The sequence below is a fragment of the Arthrobacter sp. CP30 genome, from assembly GCF_053470025.1.
The window spans coordinates 80,233-102,698 of the sequence record NZ_JBQEMM010000008.1 but is presented as its reverse complement, the minus strand read 5'-3'; the positions used below and the strand labels follow the sequence as shown (position 1 = coordinate 102,698).

Sequence of the window (22,466 nt, the reverse complement as noted above, 5' to 3'; positions counted from 1 at the left end):
GGTAGCGTGGGTGCATGGCCGAGTTCAGGTACGACGTCGAGATCCTCCACCTCCTGGTCTCGCCCGCGCACGCGTACTTCGGGCGCGCGAAGGACGGGGCGGCGGACGTCCCGACACAGGATGCCCCCGGCGTCGACGTGGTCGCGGGTAAGGGGATCGTCGGTGACCGCTTCTTCGGGAAGGCCGCCCACATGGACGCGGCGGTGACACTGATGGCCGTGGAATCACTCGACGCCATCGCCGCGGACCTCGGTGCAGAGCCCTTCGACGCCCTCCTCCCCCGCCGCAACATCATCCTGCGCGGTGCCGAGCTGACGCCGCTCATCGGCCAGGACTTCGCCCTCGAGACGCCGGCGGGAACCGTGGCGTTCCACGGCGGACGCCACGCGCACCCGTGCGCTTGGATGGACCGCGTGCTGGCGCCGGGTGCGCATAAGGCCATGCGCGGCCGGGGCGGGGTCCGCTGCCGCCCGCTGACCAGCGGGACGCTGCAGCGCGGGCGCGCCGTCCTGATCAGCCCGGTCCTGCTCGACCCCGGCAGGGCGCACGTCGCCTCGGTGCTGCGACCGGACCGCCTGCCCTGACGGGGGTCCTTCCCCGACGCCTGTCGTCATTCCCCGGGTGAGCCGCCGGAATCGCCGTCACCGGCAGGATGGCGAGGCGTCATCGCGCGCCGGAAGGATGCGCACACTGCCCACGCCCACGCCCACGCCCTCGATCGCCGTCGCTCGCCCGGTCGGCCGACGCGTCCACGGCGTCCACGGCGTCCATCAACGGCTCACCGGCGTCCACGGCGTCCATCGACGGCTCACCGGCTCACTCCGAGAAGGCCACCTCCCGGGTCGTCGCCACTGCGGCCTTCCTGCCGGGCGCGGTCTGGTTCCGCCAGTACAGGTTGGTGTGCGCGATGACCCTGTCCGGCGTCGGCGCGCCCCACGCGCTGAGGTCCTCCGTCGTGTGGGCGTCACCCACGAGGGTCACGTCGTACCCGCGGACGAAGGCCCCGTGGATGGTCGAGCGGATGCAGGCGTCCGACTGTGCGCCCGAGACCACGAGCCGCCCCACCCCTGCCGCCGCCAGGACGTCCTCGAGGTCCGTACCCTCGAACGCATCGCCGTGCGCCTTGTGCACCAGGCGCTCGCCGTCGAGGGGACGCAGCTCGGGCACGACCTGCCACGCGTCCGAGTCGCGCTCGAGCTCCTCGTCGGAGTGCTGCACCCAGACCACCGGGACCGCCTCGGCACGCGCGCGCCGGACGAGCGCACCGATGTTCGCGACCACCGCGTCCCGGTCATGGGCGGATGCGACGACCCCGTTCTGTACGTCGACCACCAACAGTGCTGTGGAGGGACGGTGCTCGAGTGTCGTCATGGCTTCTCCTCGTCGGTACCGGATGTCCGTGCTGCGCTCCCCTCGGGGCAGCGGGATCCTTCAGCGGCTGCCACCCACAGTACGACGACGGCGCCTCCCGGAGGGAGGAATGCGGACAGGGCGGTTCCGCAGGGTCGGGAAGCCGGCACCACCGCGTCGTCCGCGATACTCAGGTCATGGATCAACAGGTGCACTTCGTCACGCTGACCGTCGGACGCCTCGCCGACGCCGGCGGAACCGTCCTGAAGGACCCCCAGGACGGCGAATTCGGCGGGATCCACCATGGCCTCGTTGCCGATCCCCATGGCATCATCTGGGAGATCGCCCACAACCCCGGCTGGCGCGTCGACCAGCTCGGGAACGTCCGTCTGGCGTGAGGGCCGCTCGCGCGGCCCCGGCCCCGGCTCAGGACCCGGCGTAGCTCGCGTGAGGCCGGCCGGCCCCGGATCGGGACCTGCCCGATGCGGCTGCAGGGCGTCGGGGCCCAGGTCGGGTGTCCCGCTCAGGTACCGCGGTAGGCCGTCTCCAGGGCGGCGATGTCGAGTTTCTGCATCGTCAGCATCGCGGCGACCGCGCGCTGGGCGCCGTCGGGGTCGGCTCCGCCGATGAGGGACGGGAGGACGGCGGGGATGATCTGCCAGGACAGACCGTAGCGGTCCTTCAGCCATCCGCACCGGCTCTCCTCGCCGCCCTCGGTCAGCGCCGCCCAGTACCTGTCGACCTCCTCCTGGTCGTTGCAGGAGATCTGGAAGGAGACGGCTTCGGTGAAGGAGTACTGGGGACCGCTGTTCAGCCCGACGAAGGGTTGCCCGTCGAGCTCGAAGGACACAGTGAGGGCCGGGTCGCTCTCGGCGGGGCCCGTGCGGGAGACATCGAGGATGCGCGAGTTCCGCACCACGGAGGTGTACAGCGCGGCAGCCTCCTCGGCCTGGCCGTCGAACCAGAGGCACGGAGTGATCGTTCCCATGGGGGTACCCTTCGTCTGGCCGTGCAGCCGTGCACGGCTTCGTGTGGTGCGTGGCTCGAACCTAGTCCAGGAGACCGGGGTCGACAAGCAGTAGGGTGGCCCCATGCCGAGCCGCCCCACGACCAGCCCCACGACCAGCCCCACGACCAGCCTGACACAGGATCGCTCCGGCCCGCTCCGCACCTCCCCGGTCAGCCCGGCTCTCGTCTGGACCGGAGTCGACGTCGTCCTGATCCTCGCCTTCGCGGTGTCCGGTCGCAGGACCCACGAGCACGGGGTGACCTTCCTCGGCGTGCTCGACACGGCGTGGCCCTTCCTCGCCGCCTATGCCGTGGTGAACCTGGCACTGCGCGCCTGGCGCTCCCCGTCGACGCCGTGGCCCACCGCCGTCGTGCTCTGGCTGGCGACCGTGGTGGGCGGGCTCCTCCTGCGCGCGGCGTCGGGTGAAGGGGTGGCGCTCAGTTTCCAGATCGTGACGCTGCTGGTGCTCGGGACCTTCCTGGTCCTCCCCCGCGCCGTCGTGCGCGCCCTCCGCCGCCGTCGCCTGCCGGTAGCGTAGGAGCAGATCCCGTCCCCCCGAAAGGCATTCCATGATCACCGCATTCGTCCTCATCCAGACCGATGCCTCACGCATCCCCGAGAGCGCGCAGGCCATCTCCGAGATCGAGGGCATCAGCGAGGTCTACTCCGTCACCGGCGAGTGGGACCTCATCGCGATCGCCCGCGTCAGTCGCCACGAGGACCTGGCCGACGTCATCGCGGACAGACTGTCCAAGATCGAGGGCATCCGCTCGACGACGACGCAGATCGCCTTCCGTTCCTACTCCCAGCACGACCTCGACGCCGCGTTCTCCCTCGGGTTCGACAGCTGACGGCCACGCTTTCGGGAGGACCGACCGCACAGCCCGCGGCGGCCGTCGGGTCAGAGGGCCCGGCTGACGTCGATCCAGCGGGTGAGGGCGTTCTCGGCGGCGCCCGAATCGATGGAGGCACGGGCGCGGACCATGGCGGCCCGGAGGCGGTCGACGAGTGAGCCCTCCGCCGCCTCGTCGAGGGCGACCAGCCCTGCGGCGGCGTTGAGCACGACGGCGTCGCGCACCGGACCGGGGTGGCCTGCCAGGACGGACCGCACGACGGCGGCGTTCCCGGTCGCGTCGGTCCCGCGGAGGGCGTCGACGGGTACCACCTCGAGCCCGACGTCGCCGGGGTGGACCACCTGGGCCTCGACCCTGCCGTCCCGTACCTCCCACACCGTGGAGGAGCCGCTCGTCGTCATCTTGTCGCGGCCGTCATCGCCCCGGAAGACGAGGGCGCGGATGCCACGAGCCGCGAGCACCCCTGCCATCAGCGGCGCCATCCGCGCATCAGCGCAGCCGAGCGCCTGGGCGCTGACCCCGGCAGGGTTGCTGAGCGGCCCGAGGAAGTTGAACGTGGTGGGGATGCCGAGCTCACGTCGCGGGACCGCCACGTGTTTCATGGAGGGATGGAAGACCTGCGCGAAGCAGAAGGTGATGCCCGCCCGCTCGGCCGTCAGGGCCACCTCCGCGGGCGCGAGGTCCAGGCGTACACCGAGCGCTTCGATGACGTCGGCGGCCCCCGAGGCGGAGGAGGCACCGCGATTCCCGTGCTTGACAACCCTCGCGCCGGCACCTACGGCCACGAGGGAGGACATGGTCGAGATGTTCAGGGTGTTCAGTCCGTCGCCGCCCGTGCCGACGATGTCGAGGGTGGGCCCGGCCACCTCGATCCGGTGGGCCCGGCCCAGCATCGCCTGCACCAGGCCGACGAGCTCGTCGACCGACTCCCCCTTGGCGCGCAGGGCCACGAGGAAGCCGGCGATCTGGACGTTGCTCGCCTCGCCGGACATGATCGCGTCCATCGCCCAGCGGCTCTGTCCGGTGCTCAGATCCTTCCGCCCGAGGAGGGAGGAGAAGATCGAGGGCCAGGTGGGGTACGCCGCGTCAGGGCTGGTTGTCAGGCTCACTCCCACAGATTATCTACGAATTGTAGAAAGTCATTACGGGGAACTTCCGCGTAAACACGGGCGTTGGCGCCCACTTCGGCGCGGTGGCGGCCCTGTGGGCCCCGTTTCGCGTTGGTGATCACGCCGATCTTGGGGACATAATGAGTCTGTGACATCTGCGACCCAAGCCCCCAGCGCCGCTCCGCATCCCGCCCTGAACCGCCCCAACATGGTCTCCGTCGGAACCGTGGTGTGGCTGTCCAGCGAGCTGATGTTCTTCGCCGGCCTCTTTGCCATGTACTTCACCCTCCGCTCCACCTCGAGCGAGCTCTGGGCGATGGAGACCGAGAAGCTGAACGTCCCGTTCGCCCTCGTGAACACCATCATCCTGGTGTCGAGCTCCTTCAGCTGCCAGTTCGGTGTGTTCGCCGCCGAGCGGCTCCAGCCCCGCCGCACCGGCGGGGTCTTCCAGCTGGCCCGCTGGGGCATGGTCGAGTGGTTCCTCCTCACCTTCGTGATGGGCGCGATCTTCGTGTCGGTGCAGGCCTACGAGTACGCCGAACTCGTCGCGGAGGGCGTCGCACTCTCCTCCAACGCCTTCGGCTCGGCCTTCTACATCACCACGGGCTTCCATGGCATCCATGTGATCGGCGGACTGATCGCGTTCCTGTTCATCATCGGCCGCGCCTTCATCGCACGGCAGTTCGGACACTTCGAAGCGACCTCCGCGATCGTCACGTCCTACTACTGGCACTTCGTCGACGTCGTCTGGATCGGCCTCTTCATCATCATCTACTTCCTTCAGTGATTCCCTCCGCTAGACTCTTCTACTAGAGGTAGAATTCAATGAAGAACACCAGCAGCTCTGGCACCACGACAGGTAGGAAACACTCCGTGAAGGCACTTTCCCAGAGGCGGCGTCACCCACTAGCAGCGTTCGCCCTGCTCCTGATGGCGCTCCTCGTCACCGGCGGGATCTACGCCGCAGCCAGCACCGCCAACGAGGCTCAGGCGCAGACCACCACGTTCACGGCGAACGACGTCGAAGAGGGCAGCAAGCTGTTCTCCGCCAACTGCGCCTCCTGCCATGGCATGGGCGCCACGGGCTCGGACGCCGCTCCCTCCCTCGTCGGTGTCGGCGCCGCCTCCGTGGACTTCCAGGTCGGCACCGGCCGCATGCCCATGCAGATGGACGGACCCCAAGCGCAGGCGAAGCCGGTCCAGTTCACCGACGAGCAGATCCGTCAGATGGCCGCCTACGTCGCCTCGCTCGGTGCCGGCCCGGCCATCCCGGGTGAAGAGATCCTGAGCGCCTCGGAGGGTGATTCCTCCAACGGCGGCGAGCTGTTCCGCGTGAACTGTGCCATGTGCCACAACGCCGCCGCGGCCGGTGGCGCCCTGACCCGGGGGAAGTTCGCCCCGTCGATCGACGGCACCAGCGAGAAGCACATCTACGAGGCCATGGTCACCGGCCCCCAGAACATGCCGGTTTTCAGCGACGCGAACATCTCCCCGGATGACAAGCAGGACATCATCGCCTTCCTCAAGACCATCGAGGAGCAGGGCTCCCCCGGCGGAGCGGACCTCGGTTCGCTCGGACCGGTGTCCGAGGGCCTGTTCATCTGGGTCGCCGGTCTCGGCGTCATCATCGCCTTCACGGTGTGGCTCACGTCAAGGTCCTCGTGACCATCCGACTGAACACCGCCAACGAATCACAGACAGTGCGCATGCACCAGCCAAAGAAGGATGAGAGGGATCATGGCCGACTCTAGTCACGGCGCTCCCGGCACGTCGGTCACCGTAGCCGCACCGGGCGGGGAGCTCGACGAGTTCCAGAACCCGGGCCTGCCCCCGCACCGGCCGCGCCTGGCCGACCGCGACCCTAAGGCGGAGAAGCGTGCCGAGCGCCAGGTGGCGCTGCTGTTCGCGATCTCCGTCGTCGGGACCCTGCTCTTCTTCGTCGGATACTTCTTCATCCCGCTCGACCAGACCATCGAACGCCTCCGCCTGCAGAATCTCATGCTGGGCCTCGGCACAGCCTTCGCCATGCTCGGCATCGGCGTAGGAATCGTGCACTGGGCCAAGACGCTGATGCCGGACCACGAGGTCACGGAGAGTCGCCACGAGGTCCGCCCCGAGCAGGACCGCCAGGACGCCGAGAAGATCGTCAATGACATCCTCGAGGAGTCCGGCATCAAGCGCCGTCCCCTCATCCGCAACACCCTGCTCGGTGCAGCGATCCTCGCTCCCCTGCCGGCGATCGCCATCTTCCGGGACCTCGGTCCCTTGCCCGGGAATTCGCTGAAGCAGACCATGTGGGACACCGGCGTCCGTCTCACCCGCGACCCCAGCGGCACCCCCATCCGTGCCTCGGACGTGACCGTCGGATCGGCGTTCCACGTCATCCCCGAGGGTCTCAACGAGGTCGAGAACAAGCTCGAGGAGAAGGCCAAGGCAGTCGTCCTGCTCATGCGCCTCGACCCCGGGGAACTCAATCCCTCCCCAGGCCGGGAGAATTGGGGCTACGACGGAATTGTTGCGTATTCCAAGATCTGCACGCACGTCGGCTGCCCGGTAGCACTGTACGAACAGCAGACGCACCACCTGCTGTGCCCCTGCCACCAATCCACCTTCGACCTCGAGCAAGAGTGCAAGGTGATCTTCGGACCGGCAGCACGTCCGCTACCACAGCTACCCATCGAGATCGACGACGAGGGCTATCTCGTCGCATCGAGCGATTTCCAAGAACCCGTAGGACCTAGTTTCTGGGAGCGAGGCTGACATGAGCAGCTCAACCGCGACACATACCTACACGCCGAAGACGCGTGTCGGAAAGGTCACCGACTACGTCGACTCCCGGGTCGGCGGTTCGGGAATCGTCAAGGAATTCGGCCGGAAGATCTTCCCCGACCACTGGACGTTCATGTTCGGTGAGGTGGCGCTCTACACCTTCGTCATCCTGCTGATCTCCGGTACCTTCCTCACCTTCTTCTACGACCCCTCCATGGCGGAGACGCACTACGAGGGCAGCTATCTGCCGCTGCGTGGCGTCGAGATGTCCGTCGCCTATGCATCGTCGCTGGACATCTCCTTCGACATCCGCGGCGGATTGTTCATGCGTCAGATCCACCACTGGGCTGCGCTGCTGTTCGTCGCGTCGGTCGCCGTGCACATGCTGCGCGTCTTCTTCACGGGTGCGTTCCGTCGCCCCCGCGAGTTCAACTGGGTCGTCGGCTGCGTCCTCCTCATCCTGAGCCTGGCCGCCGGCTTCACCGGTTACTCGCTCCCCGACGACCTGCTCTCCGGAAACGGCCTGCGGATCATCGACGGTGTCATGAAGGCCATCCCGGTGGTCGGAACCTACCTGAGCTTCTTCCTCTTCGGCGGCGAGTTCCCGGGCACCATGATCATCGGCCGCCTCTACGTGCTGCACATCCTGCTGATCCCCGCGGTCATCCTGCTGATGATCGGCATCCACCTGTTCATGGTGGTGCTGCACAAGCACTCCCAGTTCCCCGGCCCCGGACGGACGAACACCAACGTGGTCGGCTACCCCGTGGGTCCCGTCTACGCAGCGAAGGCCGGCGGGTTCTTCTTCATCGTCTTCGGTGTCCTCGCAGCGATCGCCGCGGCGTTCACGATCAACCCGATCTGGAACTACGGTCCCTACGACCCCTCCCCCGTATCGGCCGGCACACAGCCGGACTGGTACATCGGCTGGGTCGACGGCGCCCTGCGGCTCATGCCCGGCACCCTCGGTGACAACTTCGACTTCGAGTTCATGATCCCGTTCCCCTGGGGCGTCAACGCGCTCTCGCTGAACGTGCTCATCCCGGCCCTTGTCCCGGCGATCATCGTCTTCACGGCGATGTTCCTGTGGCCCTGGATCGAGGCCTGGGTCACGAAGGACAAGCGTGAGCACCACCTGCTGAACCGGCCGCGCAACGCCCCGACCCGCACGGCCATCGGCGTCGCCGGCATCACGTTCTACTGCGTCATGTGGGCCGCTGCCAGCTCGGACCTCATCGCCACGCACTTCCTGGTGTCGCTGAACGACGTGCTGTACTGGCTGCGCTTCCTCGTGATCTTCGGCCCGATCCTCGCCTTCATGGTCTCGCGGCGCATCTCCCTCGCACTGCAGCGCAAGGACCGCGAGATCGCGCTCCACGGTCGCGAGACCGGTCGTATCGTCCGACTCCCCCACGGCGAGTTCATCGAGGTCCACGAGCAGGTCGACGACTACAAGCGGTACAAGCTGACCGCCTTCGAGTCGCCCGAGGTCATGGTCCCGACGCCGGACGAGAACGGCAAGGTCGGTCTGGTCGACAAGGTTCACGGACGGGTGTCGCGCTTCTTCTTCGAGGACCGCGTCGCGCCGGTCACGCCGAAGGAGCTCGCCGCCTCGCACGGCGACCACCACGGCGAGATCGCCGGCGCGAAGGACCGGGAGTCCATCGCCAGCCACTGATCGGCTGCTGATCTCGTCCTGATCGACCGAAGGGCCCGGGCCTCACCGTCCGGGCCCTTCGTCATGTCCACGGAGGGCGGTACGCGCCGTCCAGTCCGGAGGTACTTCCCATGCACCACCACGACGACTCCCGGCCACTGCCCGATCCCGTTCCCTCCGGACTCCGGTGGCACACCGGATTGCTCAGGGCCGCGACGATCGTGAGCGAGGTCCTCGCGCCGGCCGTACTCGTCTCGTTGTTCCTCGTGATCCTGGCCTTCCGCTTCGCCGGGTGGCCCGCCGGGCTGCCCACCGCGCTGGTCGCCGTGGGGTTCACCACCGCGCTCCCCCTGGCCGGCGTGCTTGCGCTGGTGAGACGGGGCTCGATCACCGACCACCATGTCAGCGACCGACGTCAGCGGGCGCCGATCCTCGGCGCAACCCTCGTATCCATCGCCCTGGGCCTCGGGCTGCTCCTGGCGATCGATGCACCATGGGAGCTCATCTCCGGGGTGCTGTGCACTGTGGGCGGCGTGGTGGCTGTCCTGCTCGTCAATCTGGCGTGGAAGCTGTCCGCGCATTCCGCCGTGGCGGTCTTCGTCGTCGTCGGGTCCATGGGACTTGCCGGCGGGTGGATCGCCGTCCTCCTCGTGGTGCCCCTCGTCGTCGGCTGGTCCCGCGTCACGCTCGGGGCCCACACTGCCGGGCAGGTCCTCGCCGGGTACGCCGTCGGTGCCGTCATCGGCGGCGCCTTCGTCCTTGCGATCAGCGACTAGGACACGGCACTCCCGAGGGAGACGCGCCGGGTGCTGAAGCGCCCACGGTGCGCTACGCCGTCCTGGCGGAACAGCCGTCCGCAGCCACCAGCACCCTCCTGACGCCGGGGACGGGAATCCAGTCACCCGAGCCGCTTGGAGCTGTACGCGCGCGGCGTGCGCACCCCTGGGCGCTGCAGCGGAACCCACAGCTTGTAGCGGTCCGCCCGATAGTAGGACACCGAGTAGTCGATCATCGAGCGGGCCACATAGGCGTGCCGCTGGATCCTCAGCAGGGGTGCATTCAGCTCGACATTGAGCAGGCGGGCGATCGACGGTGAGGCTGCCGTCGCCTCGATGGTGTCCTCACCCCATTCCATGACCAGTCCGTACTTCTCGCTCAGCACGTTGTACAGCGAGGTCGGCGGAGGGTCGTCGAGGATGCCGACAACCCGGTGCGCCGGAATGAAGTTCTCGTCGACGCTCATCGGCTCACCGTCGGCAAGGAGCTGCCGACGGAACCGCACCACAGGCTGACCGATATCGATCTGGAGCTCCCGCGCCACGAGCGGCGACGCGCCCTGCTGTTCGAAGGCGAGGACCCGTGCGTCCGGCACCATGCCGCGACGGATCATCTCCTCGGTGTAGGACGTCATCTTCATGTGGAGGTCCATCTTGCTCCTGGCGACGAAGGTCCCAAGCCCGACGATCCGCTCCAGCACCTCCTCGGCGACGAGAGCATCGATGGCCTGCCGGACGGTCATTCTCGCGACACCGAAATACTCGCTCAGCTGCCGCTCGGAGGGGATGGCGGTCCCCGGTTCTCCGTACGTCTCCAGGTATCGCCGCAGGCTCTCGCGGAGCTGCACGTGCTTCGCCTCGTGCGACACCGGGTCCAGCGGCTCGGCGTCGAAGGGACGCGGGAGGATCGTCATGGCCATCCAGCTCCTGTCGTCCTGGTTCCTACCGGCCGACGACGGTGCGGCGGTCGACCGTGGTTAACGCGAAGGGAGCCCGCTCGTGGCGGACTCCCTGTGACGCGATGATGCTGTCGTTCTGCCCTAGTGGGCGTGGTACCCGCGGCTGTATTCGAAGACCCAGCCGACCAGCGCGATCACGGCGAGTCCCATGCCGATGTAGAGGATCCAGAACCCGATGGCGATGCCGAGGAATCCGGTCGCTGCGGACAGGCCGAGAACCAGGGGCCACCAGCTCCAGGGGCTGAAGTGCCCCTGCTCGCCGGAACCCTCGTGGATCTCCGCGTCCAGACGATCCTCCGGTCGCTGCCCGACCCGCTTGCCGGTGAACGCCAGGTAGAAGCCGATCATGCCGGCGAGTCCGCCGACCAGCAGGATCCCGAGGAATCCGACCCATTCGGACCACTCGGTCAGCCAGCCGTAGACGAGGGCGATGGGAACGAAGATCGGCACGCCGATCAGGAACAGGTTCTTCTCGATCCTCATGACTTGGCATCCTGTCGGTCCGCCGAGCCCATGAAGCTCGCGGCGCTGTCGTCCGGCGTGTGCGTCTGCTGCAGCTCCGGGTGGTGCAGGTCGAGAGCAGGGCGCTCGGACCGGATCCGGGGCAGGGAGGTGAAGTTGTGGCGCGGCGGCGGGCAGGAGGTCGCCCACTCCAGCGAGGCACCGAAGCCCCAGGGATCATCGACCTCGACCTTCTTGCCGGTGCGCCACGTGATGTAGACGTTCCAGAAGAAGGGGATCAGTGACGCACCGAGGACGAAGGACCCGACGGTGGAGAACTGGTTCATCGCCGTATAGCCGTCCTCGGGCAGGTAGTCCGCGTAGCGGCGCGGCATGCCTTCGACACCGAGCCAGTGCTGGATCAGGAACGTGGCGTGGAACCCCAGGAACAGCATCCAGAAGTGGATCTTCCCGAGCCGCTCGTTCAGCATCTTCCCGGTGAACTTCGGCCACCAGAAGTAGAAGCCCGCGAACATCGCGAAGACCACGGTCCCGAAGACCACGTAGTGGAAGTGCGCCACGACGAAGTAGGTGTCCGAGACGTGGAAGTCCAAGGGCGGCGACGCGAGGATGATCCCGGTGAGCCCACCGAACAGGAAGGTCACGAGGAAGCCGAGGCTCCAGAGCATCGGGGTCTCGAACGTCAGCGAGCCCCTCCACAGGGTGCCGATCCAGTTGAAGAACTTCACGCCCGTCGGCACCGCGATCAGCATCGTCATGAAGGCGAAGAACGGCAGGAGCACGGCTCCGGTCACGTACATGTGGTGCGCCCAGACCGTCACGGACAGCGCGGCGATGGCGATTGTCGCGTACACCAGGCCCTTGTAGCCGAAGATCGGCTTGCGGCTGAAGACGGGGAAGATCTCGGACACGATGCCGAAGAACGGCAGCGCGATGATGTAAACCTCGGGGTGGCCGAAGAACCAGAATAGGTGCTGCCAGAGGATGGCACCGCCGGCCTCGGGGTCGAAGATGTGCGCCCCGAAGCGCCGGTCCGCACCGAGCGCGAACAGGGCGGCGGCGAGCGGCGGGAAGGCCATCAGAACGAGGATCGCCGTGATCAGCGTGTTCCAGGTGAAGATCGGCATCCGCCACATCGTCATGCCGGGAGCCCGCATGCAGATGATGGTGGTGATGAAGTTGACCGCACCCAGGATGGTGCCGAAGCCCGAGAGGGCGAGGCCGAAGACCCACAGGTCACCACCGACACCCGGGGAGAACGTGGTGCTCGAGAGCGGGGCATAGGCGAACCAGCCGAAGGACGCCGCGCCCTGCGGGGTGATGAAGCCGGACACGGCGATGGTGCTGCCGAACAGGAAGAACCAGAACGCGAGGGCATTCAGTCGCGGGAAGGCCACGTCGGGTGCGCCGATCTGCAGCGGCATGATGACGTTCGCGAAGCCTGCGAAGAGCGGCGTGGCGAACATCAGGAGCATCACGGTGCCGTGCATCGTGAAGAGCTGGTTGTACTGCTCCTTCGTCTGCAGGATCTGCATACCCGGCTCGAACAGCTCGGCGCGGATGATCAGCGCCATCACACCGGCGAAGCAGAAGAACACGAAGGACGCCATCAGGTACATGTACCCAATGGTCTTGTGGTCCGTGGAGGTGATCCAGTTGACGACGATGCGTCCCTTGGACCTCGGAACTACACGGGGAGCGGCGATGGTGCCGGCTTCCTCAAGGGTGTATTCGAAGGTGGACATCAGCTGCTGCTCCTAGCTGGGTCGGTATCGGGATCGTCCTCCGGGTAGGAGTCGCGGTCGTACTCGTCGCCGAGCTGTCCGTCCTCCAGCTGCGCCATCTGTGCGTCGAACTCCTCCTGGGAGACCACCTCGACGTTGAAGAGCATCTCCGAGTGGTACTGCCCGCACAACTCGGCGCACTTGCCCGCGAAGGTGCCCTCCTTGGTGGGCGTGAGGTTGATGTAGTTGGTGCGGCCCGGGTAGAGGTCACGTTTCTGCAGGAACGCGGGGACGAAGAAGGAGTGCTGGACGTCGCGGGCGTTGAGCTGGAGCTCGACGCTCCTGTTGACCGGGAGGTACAGCGTCGGGAGGTTCTCCGGAACACCTTCCTCGCCGTTCAGGCTGCCCTGGACACCGGTGGAGTACTTGTCTTCCTTGACATAGTTGAAGTCCCACGACCACTGCTTGCCGCGGACGTCGACGATGACGTCAGGATCCTCGACGCGGGCGTCGATCGTCGCGATGTCGCGCTCCGTGAAGTAGAAGAACACCAGCACCATGAACAGCGGGATCGTCAGGTAGAAGATCTCCAGCGGCAGGTTGTAGCTCATCTGGCGCGGGTACCCGGTGTCGTTCTTGCGGCGGCGATAGGCGATCATGCACCAGATGATCAGGCCCCACGTGATGATGCCGACGGCGAGCGCCGCGATCCACGAGTTGACCCACAGGTCCGTGATGATGCCGGTGTGGTTGGTGTTGTCCCGGTCTGCCGGAAGCCAGCCCTTTTGGGCTTCAGCCGAACAGCCGGTCAGTAGGAGGGCGCCGACCAGCGAGATGCTGGAGATCTTCGCGATCCTGACGCGCTTGCTACCGGTTCGGTCCTGCGAAATCACAGACGGACCTTCCTTTTCTACGTGCGTTGCCACCCGCTCATGAAGCTGCCCGGGGTGCACATCCAGTTTTACTACTCACTGTAGAGCTTACCCGTAACACCGACGATTCGGTGACATGCAAAAGGCCCGGGAAGCACGTCCAGCGTGCAGTCCCGGGCCTTTCCGCGATGCCGTCCCACCGCGGCTGCGGTGCGGACAGGAGGTCAGTGGAAGGAGTCCCCGCAGGCGCAGGATCCGCCCGCATTCGGGTTGTCGATCGTGAAACCCTGCTTCGAGATGGTGTCCTCGAAGTCGATGGACGCGCCCGAGAGGTAGGGGACGCTCATCTTGTCGACGATGACCTCGACGCCGTCGAAGTCGCGGACGGCGTCGCCGTCGAGCATGCGTTCGTCGAAGTAGAGCTGGTAGATGAGGCCGGAGCAGCCCCCGGGCTGGACTGCGACGCGCAGCCGCAGGTCGGTGCGCCCCTCCTGCTCGAGGAGGCTGCGGACCTTGCCGGCAGCGACGTCGGACAGGTCGACCTCGTGCGCGGGGAGCTCGGTGGTCTCCTCGAGGGAGGCGGTCTCGGTGGTCGAAGTACTCATGGTGTTTCTCCTAGCTCGGACGACAGCATGCCGTGTCCGCTCTCAGTGCTGTCCGCGGTGTCGCGCGCACGGCTTCGTTCCATGGTACGCCGGGCCCGCTCTCGTCATAACGAGGGGACGGGCGGAAACATTTCCACCCGTCCCCTCGGGCACCCACTGTGGGGCGGCCCTCAGGCGCTGAGGCCGCCGTCGTTGATCCGGGCCAGGAGGATGGCTTCGGCGAGGACGGCCTTCCGGAACTCGTCGAGGTGGAGGGACTCGTTGGCGCTGTGCGCGCGCGAGTCCGGGTCCTCGACGCCGGTGATGAGGATCTGCGCGGACGGGAACAGTTCCGTGAGGTCCGCGATGAACGGGATGGACCCGCCCATCCCGGCCTCGACGGCCTTGACGCCCCACGCCTCCTCGAGGGACTCGAGGGCGAGGCGCGAGGCGGGCTCGCTGGTGTCGGTGCTGAAGGGGCTGCCGGTCTCCCCCGGCGTGAAGGTCACGGTGGCACCGAACGGGGCATGTGATTCCACGTGTGCACGAACGGCGTCCATGGCGGCCGCGGGCTGCTGGCCCGGGGCGAGACGGAGGCTGAATTTGGCGCGCGCCCTGGGCAGGAGCGTGTTCGAGGACAGCGCGACGGTCGGGACGTCCATCCCGATGATGGAGAGGGCCGGCTTGTGCCACAGGCGCGACGCGATCGATCCCGTTCCCGCGAGCTGTACGCCCTGGAGCACCGACGCGTCCGAGCGGTAGTCCTGCTCGTCGTAGTCCACGGTCGCGTGGTCGCCGCCGGCGAGTCCCGCGATGGCGACGTCGCCGGCGTCGTCGTGCAGGGTGGCGATGAGGCGCGCGAGGAGGGTCGGTGCGTCGAGCACGGGACCACCGAACATCCCGGAGTGCACGGCGTGGTCGAGGACCTGTACCTCGATGGTGCCGTCGACGAGGCCGCGCAGGCTGGTGGTGAGCGCGGGGACGCCGACCTTCCAGTTGCTGGAGTCGGCCACGATGATGACGTCCGCTGCGAGATCGTCCCGGTAGGTCTCGAGGAAGGAGCGGAAGGTCGGCGAGCCGGCCTCCTCCTCACCCTCGATGAAGAGGGTCACGCCGACGCCGAAGGAGTCGCCGAGCACCTCGCTGAGAGCGGCGAAGGCACCGATGTGGGCCATGATGCCGGCCTTGTCGTCGGCGGCTCCGCGCCCGTACAGCCGACCGTCGCGCTCCGTGGCGACGAAGGGTTCGGACTCCCACAGGTCGGGGTCCCCCGGCGGCTGCACGTCGTGGTGGGCGTACAGCAGGACGGTGGGCCTGCCCTCGGCCGGGGCACGGCGGGCGACGACGGCGGGTCCGCCGGGCGTGCCGTCGTTGTCCACGCGGAGGATGCGCACGTCGTCGATCCCGACGCTGCGGACCAGCGCAGCGACGGCCTCGGCGCTGCGATCGAGTTCGTGGGCGTCGAAGGCGTCCCAGGCGATGCCCTGGATCGCGACGAGATCGGAAAGCTGCTGCACGATCCGCGGGAAGGCCGCATCCACGCTGGCACGGAGGCGGGAGCTGACGGCCGACGGCTCGTCCGGGAGCGCTGGGGAAGTGTTCGAGGAGGTCATGCCGAAAACCCTACACAGCCGGATGATCCGCTCGGCCCTCCCGGTCGTGATCTGTCGCAGGGACGGCGGCGGGCGGGGAGCCGGTATCCTGAGGAGGTGTTCGGACGTAAAGAGAAGACTCCCGCTGCCCCTGCTGTCGTCGACGAGGCCCCGCGCTCCCAGGAAGCCGTGCGTGCGCAGGGCAAGGGAGCGCCGACGCCCAGGCGCAGCGTGCAGGAGGCAGCGCGGAAGCGCCCTCTCGTCCCGAACGATCGCAAGGCGGCCCGGGAGCAGAGCCGGTCGACCGTGCGGGACGAACGGGCGAGGATGCGCCAGGCGCTCGACACCGACGACGAGAAGTACCTGCCCCTGCGGGACAAGGGGCCGAACCGGCGGTACATCCGCCAGTTCGTCGACGCCCGCGTCAACATCGGCGAGTTCCTGATGATCGCGGCGCTGGTCTTCGTGATCCTCAGCTTCTTCCAGTCCCTCGCCGTGCAGAGCGCGGTCCTGATGGCGTTCTGGGTGCTGATCGTCGCCGTGGTGGTCGACTGCGTGCTGCTGCGGCGCAAGCTGAAGAAGAAGCTGACGGAGAAGTTCGGGTCGCCGAACCAGGGCGACCTCTGGTACGGCGTGACGCGTGCGCTGCAGTTGCGCAGGCTCCGGCTGCCGAAGCCCCAGGTGAAGCGCGGCCAGTACCCCTCCTGACCTCCCGCGGGAGGCGTCGAGGACGCTCCCTGCTCAGCAACGTCACGAGCCGGGCCTTCGGGCCCGGCTCGTCGCGTCTTCGACGATGGTCGCCCACGGACGAAGGCCGCCTGGTCCAGCGGACGCGAGGCCTCAGGCGCCCGAGCGTGCCAGCCCGCGGTTGATCCGCCGGGCCCAGAACGGGCCCTCGTAGAGGAACGCCGTGTACCCCTGGACGAGGGTGGCTCCTGCGTCGAGGCGTTCCCTGACGTCCTCGGGTGTCTCGACTCCCCCGACGGCGATGATCGCCAGACCGTCGCCGACCGCCGCGCGGAGCCGCTTCAGCACCTCGAGCGAGCGCGCCTTGAGGGGTGCACCGCTCAGGCCGCCGACCCCCTTCGACATGACGGTCGCAGCGTCGGTGGCCAAGTTCTCGCGGGTGATCGTGGTGTTCGTCGCCACGATGCCATCGAGACCGAGGTCCAGGGCGAGGGCACCGACGTCGTCGATGTCCTGATCGGTGAGATCCGGCGCGATCTTCACGAGGAGGGGGACGTGTCGACCGGCGGCCGAGTCCGCCGTCGACCGGACGGCTTCGAGCAGGGGCCGCAGCGACTCGACGCTCTGCAGCAGGCGGAGACCGGGTGTGTTCGGCGAGGAGACGTTGACGACGAGGTAGTCGGCGACGGGAGCCAGCTGCTCGGCACTCACGAGGTAGTCGGCGACCGCGTCGACGAGGTCCACCTTCTTCGTCTTCCCGATGTTCACGCCGACCACGGGTCGGGTTCGGTGCCCGTAGCGGCGGGTGAGCCTGGTCCTCGCGGTCCGCAGGCGCGGGGCGACGGCGGCAGCGCCGTCGTTGTTGAAGCCCATGCGATTGATCACGGCACGGTCATCGACGAGCCGGAACAGGCGCGGGGCCGGGTTCCCCGGCTGCGCCTGCCCGGTGATGGTGCCGATCTCCACGTGGCCGAACCCGAGCGCGGTCAGGGAGAGGATGCCCTTTCCTGCCTTGTCGAAACCGGCGGCCAGTCCGAACGGCGATGGGAAGTCCACGCCGAACGCCGTGGTCGCGAGGCCGGGGTGCGGTGCACAGAAGCGGCGCAGGGCCCAGCCTGCCGGGGTGAGGTCGGCGGCACGGATGAGGGCGAACCCGATCCTGTGCGCCTTCTCGGCGTCCATCCCGGAGAAGACGATCCGGAAGAAGGTCGGGTAGATGCGCATGGTCCCAGAATTCCACGCTCCGTCGCCCCGGACCAACTCGCCGGCCGTCATCGGTTCCATGCCGGACAGCTGCAGCCGACCCGCTGCGCACGCGGTACTGTCGCTGCATGGACGATCCCTGGGTGGAGGACATCCTCGGCGAAGACTTCCGGGCCCTGACCCTGCACCTCGAGCCCGACGACGAGGGCCCGCGGGTGGCCACGCTCGTCGCCTACGAGCCGGTGGGCGGGACCGCCACTGCAACTGCGCCGGGAACCGGTCCACAGGACGATCCGCCGGCCCGCGCAGTCCTGTACCTGCACGGCTTCAGCGACTACTTCTTCCACCGGGAGCTCGCCGCAGCCCTGCACCGGTGCGGGTGGGCCTTCTTCGCCCTTGACCTGCACAAGTACGGGCGCAGCCTCCGTCCCGGCCAGACTCCCGGTTTCACCACCTCCCTCGACGAGTACGACGCCGACCTGGAGGCCGCCGTCGCAGCCCTCGGCAGGCGCATCGCGGGCCGTGCCCGGTGGGGCCCCGATGATCCGGCGCCGGGGTCCGTGGACCTCGTCCTGATGGCGCATTCGACTGGCGGCCTGACGGCGGCGCTCTGGGCGGCGCGGCATCCCGGCCGGGTGGCAGGCCTGGTCCTCAACAGCCCCTGGTTGGAGGCGCAGGGCAGCGCACTGCTGCGCTCCGCGGCACAGGGCATCCTCGACACCGTCTCCCGCCGACGGCCCAAGGCGCGCCTGCGCCTGCCCGAGCTCGGCTTCTATTTCAGGAGCATCAGCGATACGCGCGACGGCGAGTGGCCCATCGATGCGGCCTGGCGACCGGAGGCCGGCTTCCCGATCAGGGCGGGCTGGCTGGCAGCGGTCCTCGCGGGTCACGCCGCGGTGGCCCGGGGTATCGCGATCGACGTTCCGGTCCTCGTCCTGTGCTCGGCGGCGTCGACCCTCAGCACCACGTGGAGTGATGCCATGCTGCGCACCGACAGCGTCCTGGACGTGTCGGCGATGGTGCGGCGAGCAGCGGAACTGGGCCACACGGTGACCATCCGGCGGCTGCAGGACGCGCTGCACGACGTCTTCCTGTCCCGGCGCGATGTGCGCGAACAGGCCATCGACACCGTGGAGTGGTGGCTCGAGGCCTCGGTGCCACCCCTTCGCACCGCCCGCACAACTCCCCGCTGACGGGGTCCGACCGCCTTCGCGCGGTCGGGACCCTGGCGGAACGCCCGTCACCTCAGGAGGACGTCCGCTCCGCCGACGCCTGATCCACGGCTCCGCCGTATCGGCGATCGCGCGCGGCGTACTCCTCGATCGCCCGCCAGAGCGTGCGTCGATCGACGTCCGGCCACAGCGTGTTCATGAAGACCATCTCGGCATAGGCCGACTGCCAGAGCATGAAGTTGGACAGCCGCTGCTCCCCGGAGGTCCGGAGGAAGAGGTCGACGTCGGGCAGATCGGGTTCGTCGAGGTACCGCTGGATGGTCTTCTCGCTCACCGACGACGCCTTCAGCCTGCCCGCCGCGACGTCCTCGGCGATGGCCCTCGCCGCGTCCGCGATCTCCGCACGGCCCCCGTAGTTGACGCACATGGTGAGCGTGCAGGTGGTGTTCGCGACCGTGTGGCGCTCGGCCTCCTCCAGTTCGCGGATCACGGACTGCCACAGCCGGGGCCGCCGCCCGGACCAGCGGATACGGACCCCCCACTGGTTCAGCTGGTCGCGCTGGCGCCGCAGGACGTCCTTGTTGAAGCCCATCAGGAACCGGACCTCCTCGGGGGACCGCTTCCAGTTCTCGGTGCTGAAGGCATAGACCGAGACGTGCTTGACGCCGATCTCGATCGCGCCGGCCATGACATCCAGCAGGGCCGCCTCGCCGGCGCGGTGCCCCTCGGTGCGCGGCAACCCGCGTTCGTTGGCCCAGCGCCCGTTGCCGTCCATGACGATCGCCACGTGCCCGGGAACGAACTGCGCGGGAATCGACGGCGCCCGCTCGCCGCTCGGGTGCGGCCAGGGTGCTACGGATCCGTCGGGCTTCATACACGCTCCACATGTTTGAGGGAGGCGACCCCGCGTTCGAGGTGCCATTGCAGGTAGGCCGCGACCAGGCCGGCCGCTTCGCGCCGGGCCGCGGCCTCCGAGGTGTCGGCGACCGTCCAGTCCCCGGTCAGGAGGGCGCCGAGCAGCGCCATGGTGGACGACGACGGCGACGCCGCTCCCGGCGGCCTGCAGTCGGGACAGACGGCCCCGCCGAGCGGTGCGGAGAACGCGGAGTGCGGTCCGGGCGCGGCGCAGCGCGCACAGTCCGTGAAGCTGGGAGCCCATCCCGCGGTGGCCAGGGCGCGCAGGAGATAGGAGTCGAGGATGAGCTCGGACGGGTGCAGGTTGCGGCTGAGTGCGGAGAACGCGCCGGCTACCAGGGCGTACTGCGCTCCCCCGGTCTCGCCGATGTCCGTGAGCCGCTCGGCGGTCTCGGCGATCGCGGTCGCTGCCGTGTAGCACCCGTAGTCGGAGGCGATCCCGTGGCCGTAGAGCCCCTTCGTCTCGACCTGGGTGATGACATCGAGGGTGCGGCCCCGCGCCAGCTGCAGGTCGACCGACATGAAGGGCTCCAGCCTCGAGCCGAACTTGCTGCTGGTGCGGCGGACCCCCTTGGCGACGGCCCGCACCTGCCCCTGGTCACGGGTCAGCAGCACGATGATGCGATCCGCCTCGCCGAGCTTGTACGTGCGCAGCACCACTCCGTGGGTGCGGTAGGTACGCGAGGCCGACGAGGAAGTCACGTCCCCATTCTTCCACCTGCCACCCCCGCGCCGGCCGAGCGGCACGGGGGCGGCAGGTGCGGCGATGCCGGGCCCGGCAGAAGGACCCGGCCGCGCGGCGCGATGGATCAGGCGGCGTCGCGGATGGCGCGGTTGACGGCCGAGACGACGGCCTTCAGCGCGGCCATCGTGGTGTTGGCGTCGATCCCGACGCCCCACAGCACCCGCTCGCCCACGGCGCACTCCACATACGCCGCAGCGCGGGCGTTGCCGCCGGAGGACAGCGCATGCTCGGTGTAGTCCAGCACCCTGACGTCCACGCCGTCCTCCCCGAGGATGGTCAGGAGTGCGTCGATGGGACCATTGCCCGTGGAGGACCTGCGCTGCTGCACTCCGTCCACCAGCAGGGTGGCGACGAGCTTGAACGCGCCGTCCTCGGCCGTGTCGGTGTTGACCGAGGTCAGTTCGTAGTGGCCCCAGGTCTCTGAGCCGCCCTCCGCACGGGTCGGCAGGTACTCGTCCTGGAAGACAGACCACAACTGGGCGCCGCTGACCTCCCCGCCCTGCGTCTCGGTGCGGCGCTGGATGACGCCGGAGAACTCGATCTGCGCGCGGCGCGGCAGGTCGAGGCTGTGCTCGTTCTTCAGCAGGTACGCCACACCGCCCTTGCCGGACTGGGAATTGACGCGGATGACCGCCTCGTAGGACCGGCCGATGTCCTTCGGGTCGATGGGCAGGTAGGGGACCGCCCACGGCAGGTCGTCCACCCCCACACCCGCTGCGGCGGCGTCGCGCTCCATGCTCTCGAAGCCCTTCTTGATGGCGTCCTGGTGGGAGCCGGAGAAGGCGGTGAAGACGAGGTCGCCGCCGTACGGGGAGCGCTCGGGCACGCTGAGCTGGTTGCAGTACTCGGCCGTGCGGCGGATCGAGTCCATGTCGGAGAAGTCGATCTGCGGGTCGATGCCCTGGCTGAACAGGTTCATGCCGAGCGTCACGAGGTCCACGTTGCCGGTCCGCTCACCGTTCCCGAAGAGGCAGCCCTCGATCCGGTCCGCGCCGGCCAGGTAGCCGAGTTCGGCGGCGGCGACGCCTGTCCCCCGGTCGTTGTGCGGGTGCAGCGACAGGATGATGCTGTCCCGGTCGGCGAGGTTGCGGCTCATCCACTCGATGGAGTCGGCGTACACGTTGGGTGTGGCCATCTCGACGGTCGCGGGGAGGTTGAGGATCATCTGCCGGTCGGCGGAGGCCTCGAAGACGGCGGAGACCTCGTTGCTGATGCGAGCGGCGAACTCGAGCTCGGTGCCCGTGAAGGACTCGGGCGAGTACTCGTAGGTGATCCGGGTGTCACCCATGGTCTCCTCGAACTTGCGGCACAGGCGCGCACCCTGCGTCGCGATGTCGATGATGCCGTCCTGGTCCTGGTTGAAGACGACCCGTCGCTGGAGGACCGAGGTGGAGTTGTAGAGGTGGACGATCGCCCGGTCCGCTCCCTCGAGGGACGCGTAGGTCCGTTCGATCAGGTGCTCGCGGGACTGTGTCAGCACCTGGATGGTGACGTCGTCGGGAATGCGGTCACCCTCGATCAGCTGCCGGACGAAGTCGAAGTCGGTCTGCGAGGCGGACGGGAAGCCGACCTCGATCTCCTTGTAGCCCATGCGGACCAGGAGATCGAACATCTTGTGCTTGCGCTCCGGGTTCATCGGATCGATGAGGGCCTGGTTCCCGTCGCGGAGGTCGACGGCGCACCAGCGGGGTGCCTTCGTGATCGTGCGGTCGGGCCAGGTGCGGTCCGGGAGCTCGACCGTGATCTGGTCCTGGAACGGCATGTACTTGCCGAACGGCATTCCGGAGGTCTTCTGAGCGTTATCCATGAACATCGGCCTTGTCTGTGGGAGGTGAGGTGCTGGCGGCCGGGCATCGCGGACTCCGCGGCGAGGGGTGGCCAGTAGCTCTACAGCGTCCTAGGCCTCGCCGCGGCACCGAAGGAGAGTCGTCTGTGCGCGCACTCCGTCACCCTAGCACGGCACCTAGGATGGGTTCCGGGGCGCTCGGACGGGCGTCGTCCTGCGCTGCACCACGGAGAACCAGGAG

24 protein-coding genes are annotated in these 22,466 nt (G+C 68.1%); 11 read left to right on the top strand and 13 right to left on the bottom strand.

Going from position 1 to position 22,466, the window contains the following annotated elements; translation table 11 throughout:
• Positions 1–14: 14 nt before the first annotated feature.
• Entirely contained in the window at positions 15–584 is a 570-nt protein-coding gene (locus tag ACTIMO_RS11925; protein ID WP_448182538.1) for an MOSC domain-containing protein, read from the top strand.
• A 232-nt stretch (positions 585–816) separates the two neighbouring features.
• Here the strand turns inward: ACTIMO_RS11925 and ACTIMO_RS11920 are convergent, their stop codons facing one another.
• Positions 817–1,371, bottom strand: a complete 555-nt coding sequence (locus ACTIMO_RS11920; RefSeq protein ID WP_055771144.1) for an isochorismatase family protein — start codon at positions 1,369–1,371, stop codon at positions 817–819.
• Between the two features lie 176 nt (positions 1,372–1,547).
• Here ACTIMO_RS11920 and ACTIMO_RS11915 point away from each other — a divergent pair, with 176 nt between their 5' ends.
• Positions 1,548–1,748, top strand: a complete 201-nt coding sequence (locus ACTIMO_RS11915; RefSeq protein ID WP_448182537.1) for a hypothetical protein — start codon at positions 1,548–1,550, stop codon at positions 1,746–1,748.
• Between the two features lie 125 nt (positions 1,749–1,873).
• Here ACTIMO_RS11915 and ACTIMO_RS11910 read toward each other — a convergent pair whose 3' ends face one another.
• The gene (locus tag ACTIMO_RS11910) at positions 1,874–2,338 is read right to left on the bottom strand and encodes a VOC family protein (RefSeq protein WP_448182536.1); all 465 of its coding nucleotides are present in this window, start codon (positions 2,336–2,338) and stop codon (positions 1,874–1,876) included.
• Positions 2,339–2,441: 103 nt separating this feature from the next.
• On the opposite strand from ACTIMO_RS11910, the gene ACTIMO_RS11905 reads away from it, so the two are divergent.
• Together ACTIMO_RS11905 and ACTIMO_RS11900 are read left to right on the top strand one after the other, a co-directional pair.
• Positions 2,442–2,897, top strand: coding sequence for a DUF3054 domain-containing protein (locus ACTIMO_RS11905; RefSeq protein WP_448182535.1), 456 nt, complete (start codon positions 2,442–2,444; stop codon positions 2,895–2,897).
• 31 nt (positions 2,898–2,928) lie between these two features.
• On the top strand, positions 2,929–3,210 hold the full coding sequence (locus ACTIMO_RS11900; protein ID WP_055771154.1) for an Lrp/AsnC family transcriptional regulator: 282 nt from the start codon (positions 2,929–2,931) through the stop codon (positions 3,208–3,210).
• A 50-nt stretch (positions 3,211–3,260) separates the two neighbouring features.
• Here ACTIMO_RS11900 and trpD read toward each other — a convergent pair whose 3' ends face one another.
• A complete protein-coding gene (trpD, locus tag ACTIMO_RS11895) occupies positions 3,261–4,322 on the bottom strand; it encodes an anthranilate phosphoribosyltransferase (protein WP_448182534.1) in 1,062 nt (353 codons plus the stop codon).
• Positions 4,323–4,470: 148 nt separating this feature from the next.
• Between trpD and ctaE the strand changes: the two genes are divergently transcribed.
• The 5 genes from ctaE (at position 4,471) to ACTIMO_RS11870 (ending at position 9,524) form a co-directional block, all read left to right on the top strand.
• Positions 4,471–5,109, top strand: a complete 639-nt coding sequence (gene ctaE, locus ACTIMO_RS11890) for an aa3-type cytochrome oxidase subunit III (RefSeq protein WP_082471506.1) — start codon at positions 4,471–4,473, stop codon at positions 5,107–5,109.
• Between the two features lie 86 nt (positions 5,110–5,195).
• Complete coding sequence (gene qcrC, locus ACTIMO_RS11885; protein WP_055771158.1) at positions 5,196–5,987, top strand: cytochrome bc1 complex diheme cytochrome c subunit; 792 nt, start codon at positions 5,196–5,198, stop codon at positions 5,985–5,987.
• Positions 5,988–6,059: 72 nt separating this feature from the next.
• Positions 6,060–7,082, top strand: a complete 1,023-nt coding sequence (gene qcrA / locus ACTIMO_RS11880; protein ID WP_448182533.1) for a cytochrome bc1 complex Rieske iron-sulfur subunit — start codon at positions 6,060–6,062, stop codon at positions 7,080–7,082.
• A 1-nt stretch (position 7,083) separates the two neighbouring features.
• Positions 7,084–8,769 (top strand): cytochrome bc1 complex cytochrome b subunit, encoded by a 1,686-nt coding sequence (gene qcrB / locus ACTIMO_RS11875; protein ID WP_422391977.1) that lies wholly within the window; start codon positions 7,084–7,086, stop codon positions 8,767–8,769.
• A gap of 110 nt (positions 8,770–8,879) precedes the next feature.
• Entirely contained in the window at positions 8,880–9,524 is a 645-nt protein-coding gene (locus ACTIMO_RS11870; protein ID WP_448182532.1) for a phosphatase PAP2 family protein, read from the top strand.
• Positions 9,525–9,646: 122 nt separating this feature from the next.
• Here the strand turns inward: ACTIMO_RS11870 and ACTIMO_RS11865 are convergent, their stop codons facing one another.
• The 6 genes from ACTIMO_RS11865 to ACTIMO_RS11840 all read right to left on the bottom strand — a co-directional run bounded on the left by ACTIMO_RS11865 (position 9,647) and on the right by ACTIMO_RS11840 (position 15,738).
• Complete coding sequence (locus tag ACTIMO_RS11865) at positions 9,647–10,438, bottom strand: GntR family transcriptional regulator (RefSeq protein ID WP_055771586.1); 792 nt, start codon at positions 10,436–10,438, stop codon at positions 9,647–9,649.
• Positions 10,439–10,564: 126 nt separating this feature from the next.
• On the bottom strand, positions 10,565–10,966 hold the full coding sequence (locus ACTIMO_RS11860) for a cytochrome c oxidase subunit 4 (protein ID WP_055771172.1): 402 nt from the start codon (positions 10,964–10,966) through the stop codon (positions 10,565–10,567).
• A complete protein-coding gene (ctaD, locus tag ACTIMO_RS11855) occupies positions 10,963–12,690 on the bottom strand; it encodes an aa3-type cytochrome oxidase subunit I (RefSeq protein ID WP_055771175.1) in 1,728 nt (575 codons plus the stop codon). The genes ACTIMO_RS11860 and ctaD overlap by 4 nt, the downstream gene beginning before the upstream one ends.
• A complete protein-coding gene (ctaC, locus tag ACTIMO_RS11850; protein ID WP_448182531.1) occupies positions 12,690–13,562 on the bottom strand; it encodes an aa3-type cytochrome oxidase subunit II in 873 nt (290 codons plus the stop codon). Before ctaC ends, ctaD begins: the two co-directional genes overlap by 1 nt.
• A gap of 203 nt (positions 13,563–13,765) precedes the next feature.
• A complete protein-coding gene (locus ACTIMO_RS11845) occupies positions 13,766–14,146 on the bottom strand; it encodes a HesB/IscA family protein (protein WP_448182530.1) in 381 nt (126 codons plus the stop codon).
• A gap of 170 nt (positions 14,147–14,316) precedes the next feature.
• Positions 14,317–15,738: a M20/M25/M40 family metallo-hydrolase gene (locus ACTIMO_RS11840; protein ID WP_448182529.1), complete on the bottom strand. Its 1,422-nt coding sequence runs from the start codon at positions 15,736–15,738 to the stop codon at positions 14,317–14,319.
• Positions 15,739–15,834: 96 nt separating this feature from the next.
• Between ACTIMO_RS11840 and ACTIMO_RS11835 the strand changes: the two genes are divergently transcribed.
• A complete protein-coding gene (locus tag ACTIMO_RS11835; protein ID WP_448182528.1) occupies positions 15,835–16,425 on the top strand; it encodes a DUF3043 domain-containing protein in 591 nt (196 codons plus the stop codon).
• Between the two features lie 132 nt (positions 16,426–16,557).
• On the opposite strand, the gene ACTIMO_RS11830 is transcribed toward ACTIMO_RS11835, so the two are convergent.
• Positions 16,558–17,628 carry a quinone-dependent dihydroorotate dehydrogenase gene (locus ACTIMO_RS11830; RefSeq protein WP_448182527.1) on the bottom strand — a complete coding sequence of 357 codons (1,071 nt, stop codon included), beginning with the start codon at positions 17,626–17,628 and terminating at the stop codon, positions 16,558–16,560.
• 107 nt (positions 17,629–17,735) lie between these two features.
• On the opposite strand from ACTIMO_RS11830, the gene ACTIMO_RS11825 reads away from it, so the two are divergent.
• On the top strand, positions 17,736–18,800 hold the full coding sequence (locus tag ACTIMO_RS11825) for an alpha/beta hydrolase (protein ID WP_448182526.1): 1,065 nt from the start codon (positions 17,736–17,738) through the stop codon (positions 18,798–18,800).
• Between the two features lie 52 nt (positions 18,801–18,852).
• Here ACTIMO_RS11825 and ACTIMO_RS11820 read toward each other — a convergent pair whose 3' ends face one another.
• The 3 genes from ACTIMO_RS11820 to leuA all read right to left on the bottom strand — a co-directional run bounded on the left by ACTIMO_RS11820 (position 18,853) and on the right by leuA (position 22,246).
• Positions 18,853–19,653 (bottom strand): isoprenyl transferase, encoded by an 801-nt coding sequence (locus ACTIMO_RS11820; RefSeq protein ID WP_055771196.1) that lies wholly within the window; start codon positions 19,651–19,653, stop codon positions 18,853–18,855.
• Positions 19,650–20,396, bottom strand: a complete 747-nt coding sequence (recO, locus tag ACTIMO_RS11815) for a DNA repair protein RecO (protein ID WP_055771199.1) — start codon at positions 20,394–20,396, stop codon at positions 19,650–19,652. The genes ACTIMO_RS11820 and recO overlap by 4 nt, the downstream gene beginning before the upstream one ends.
• Positions 20,397–20,503: 107 nt before the next feature.
• Positions 20,504–22,246: a 2-isopropylmalate synthase gene (leuA, locus tag ACTIMO_RS11810; protein WP_055771589.1), complete on the bottom strand. Its 1,743-nt coding sequence runs from the start codon at positions 22,244–22,246 to the stop codon at positions 20,504–20,506.
• Between the last annotated feature and the right edge of the window lie 220 nt (positions 22,247–22,466).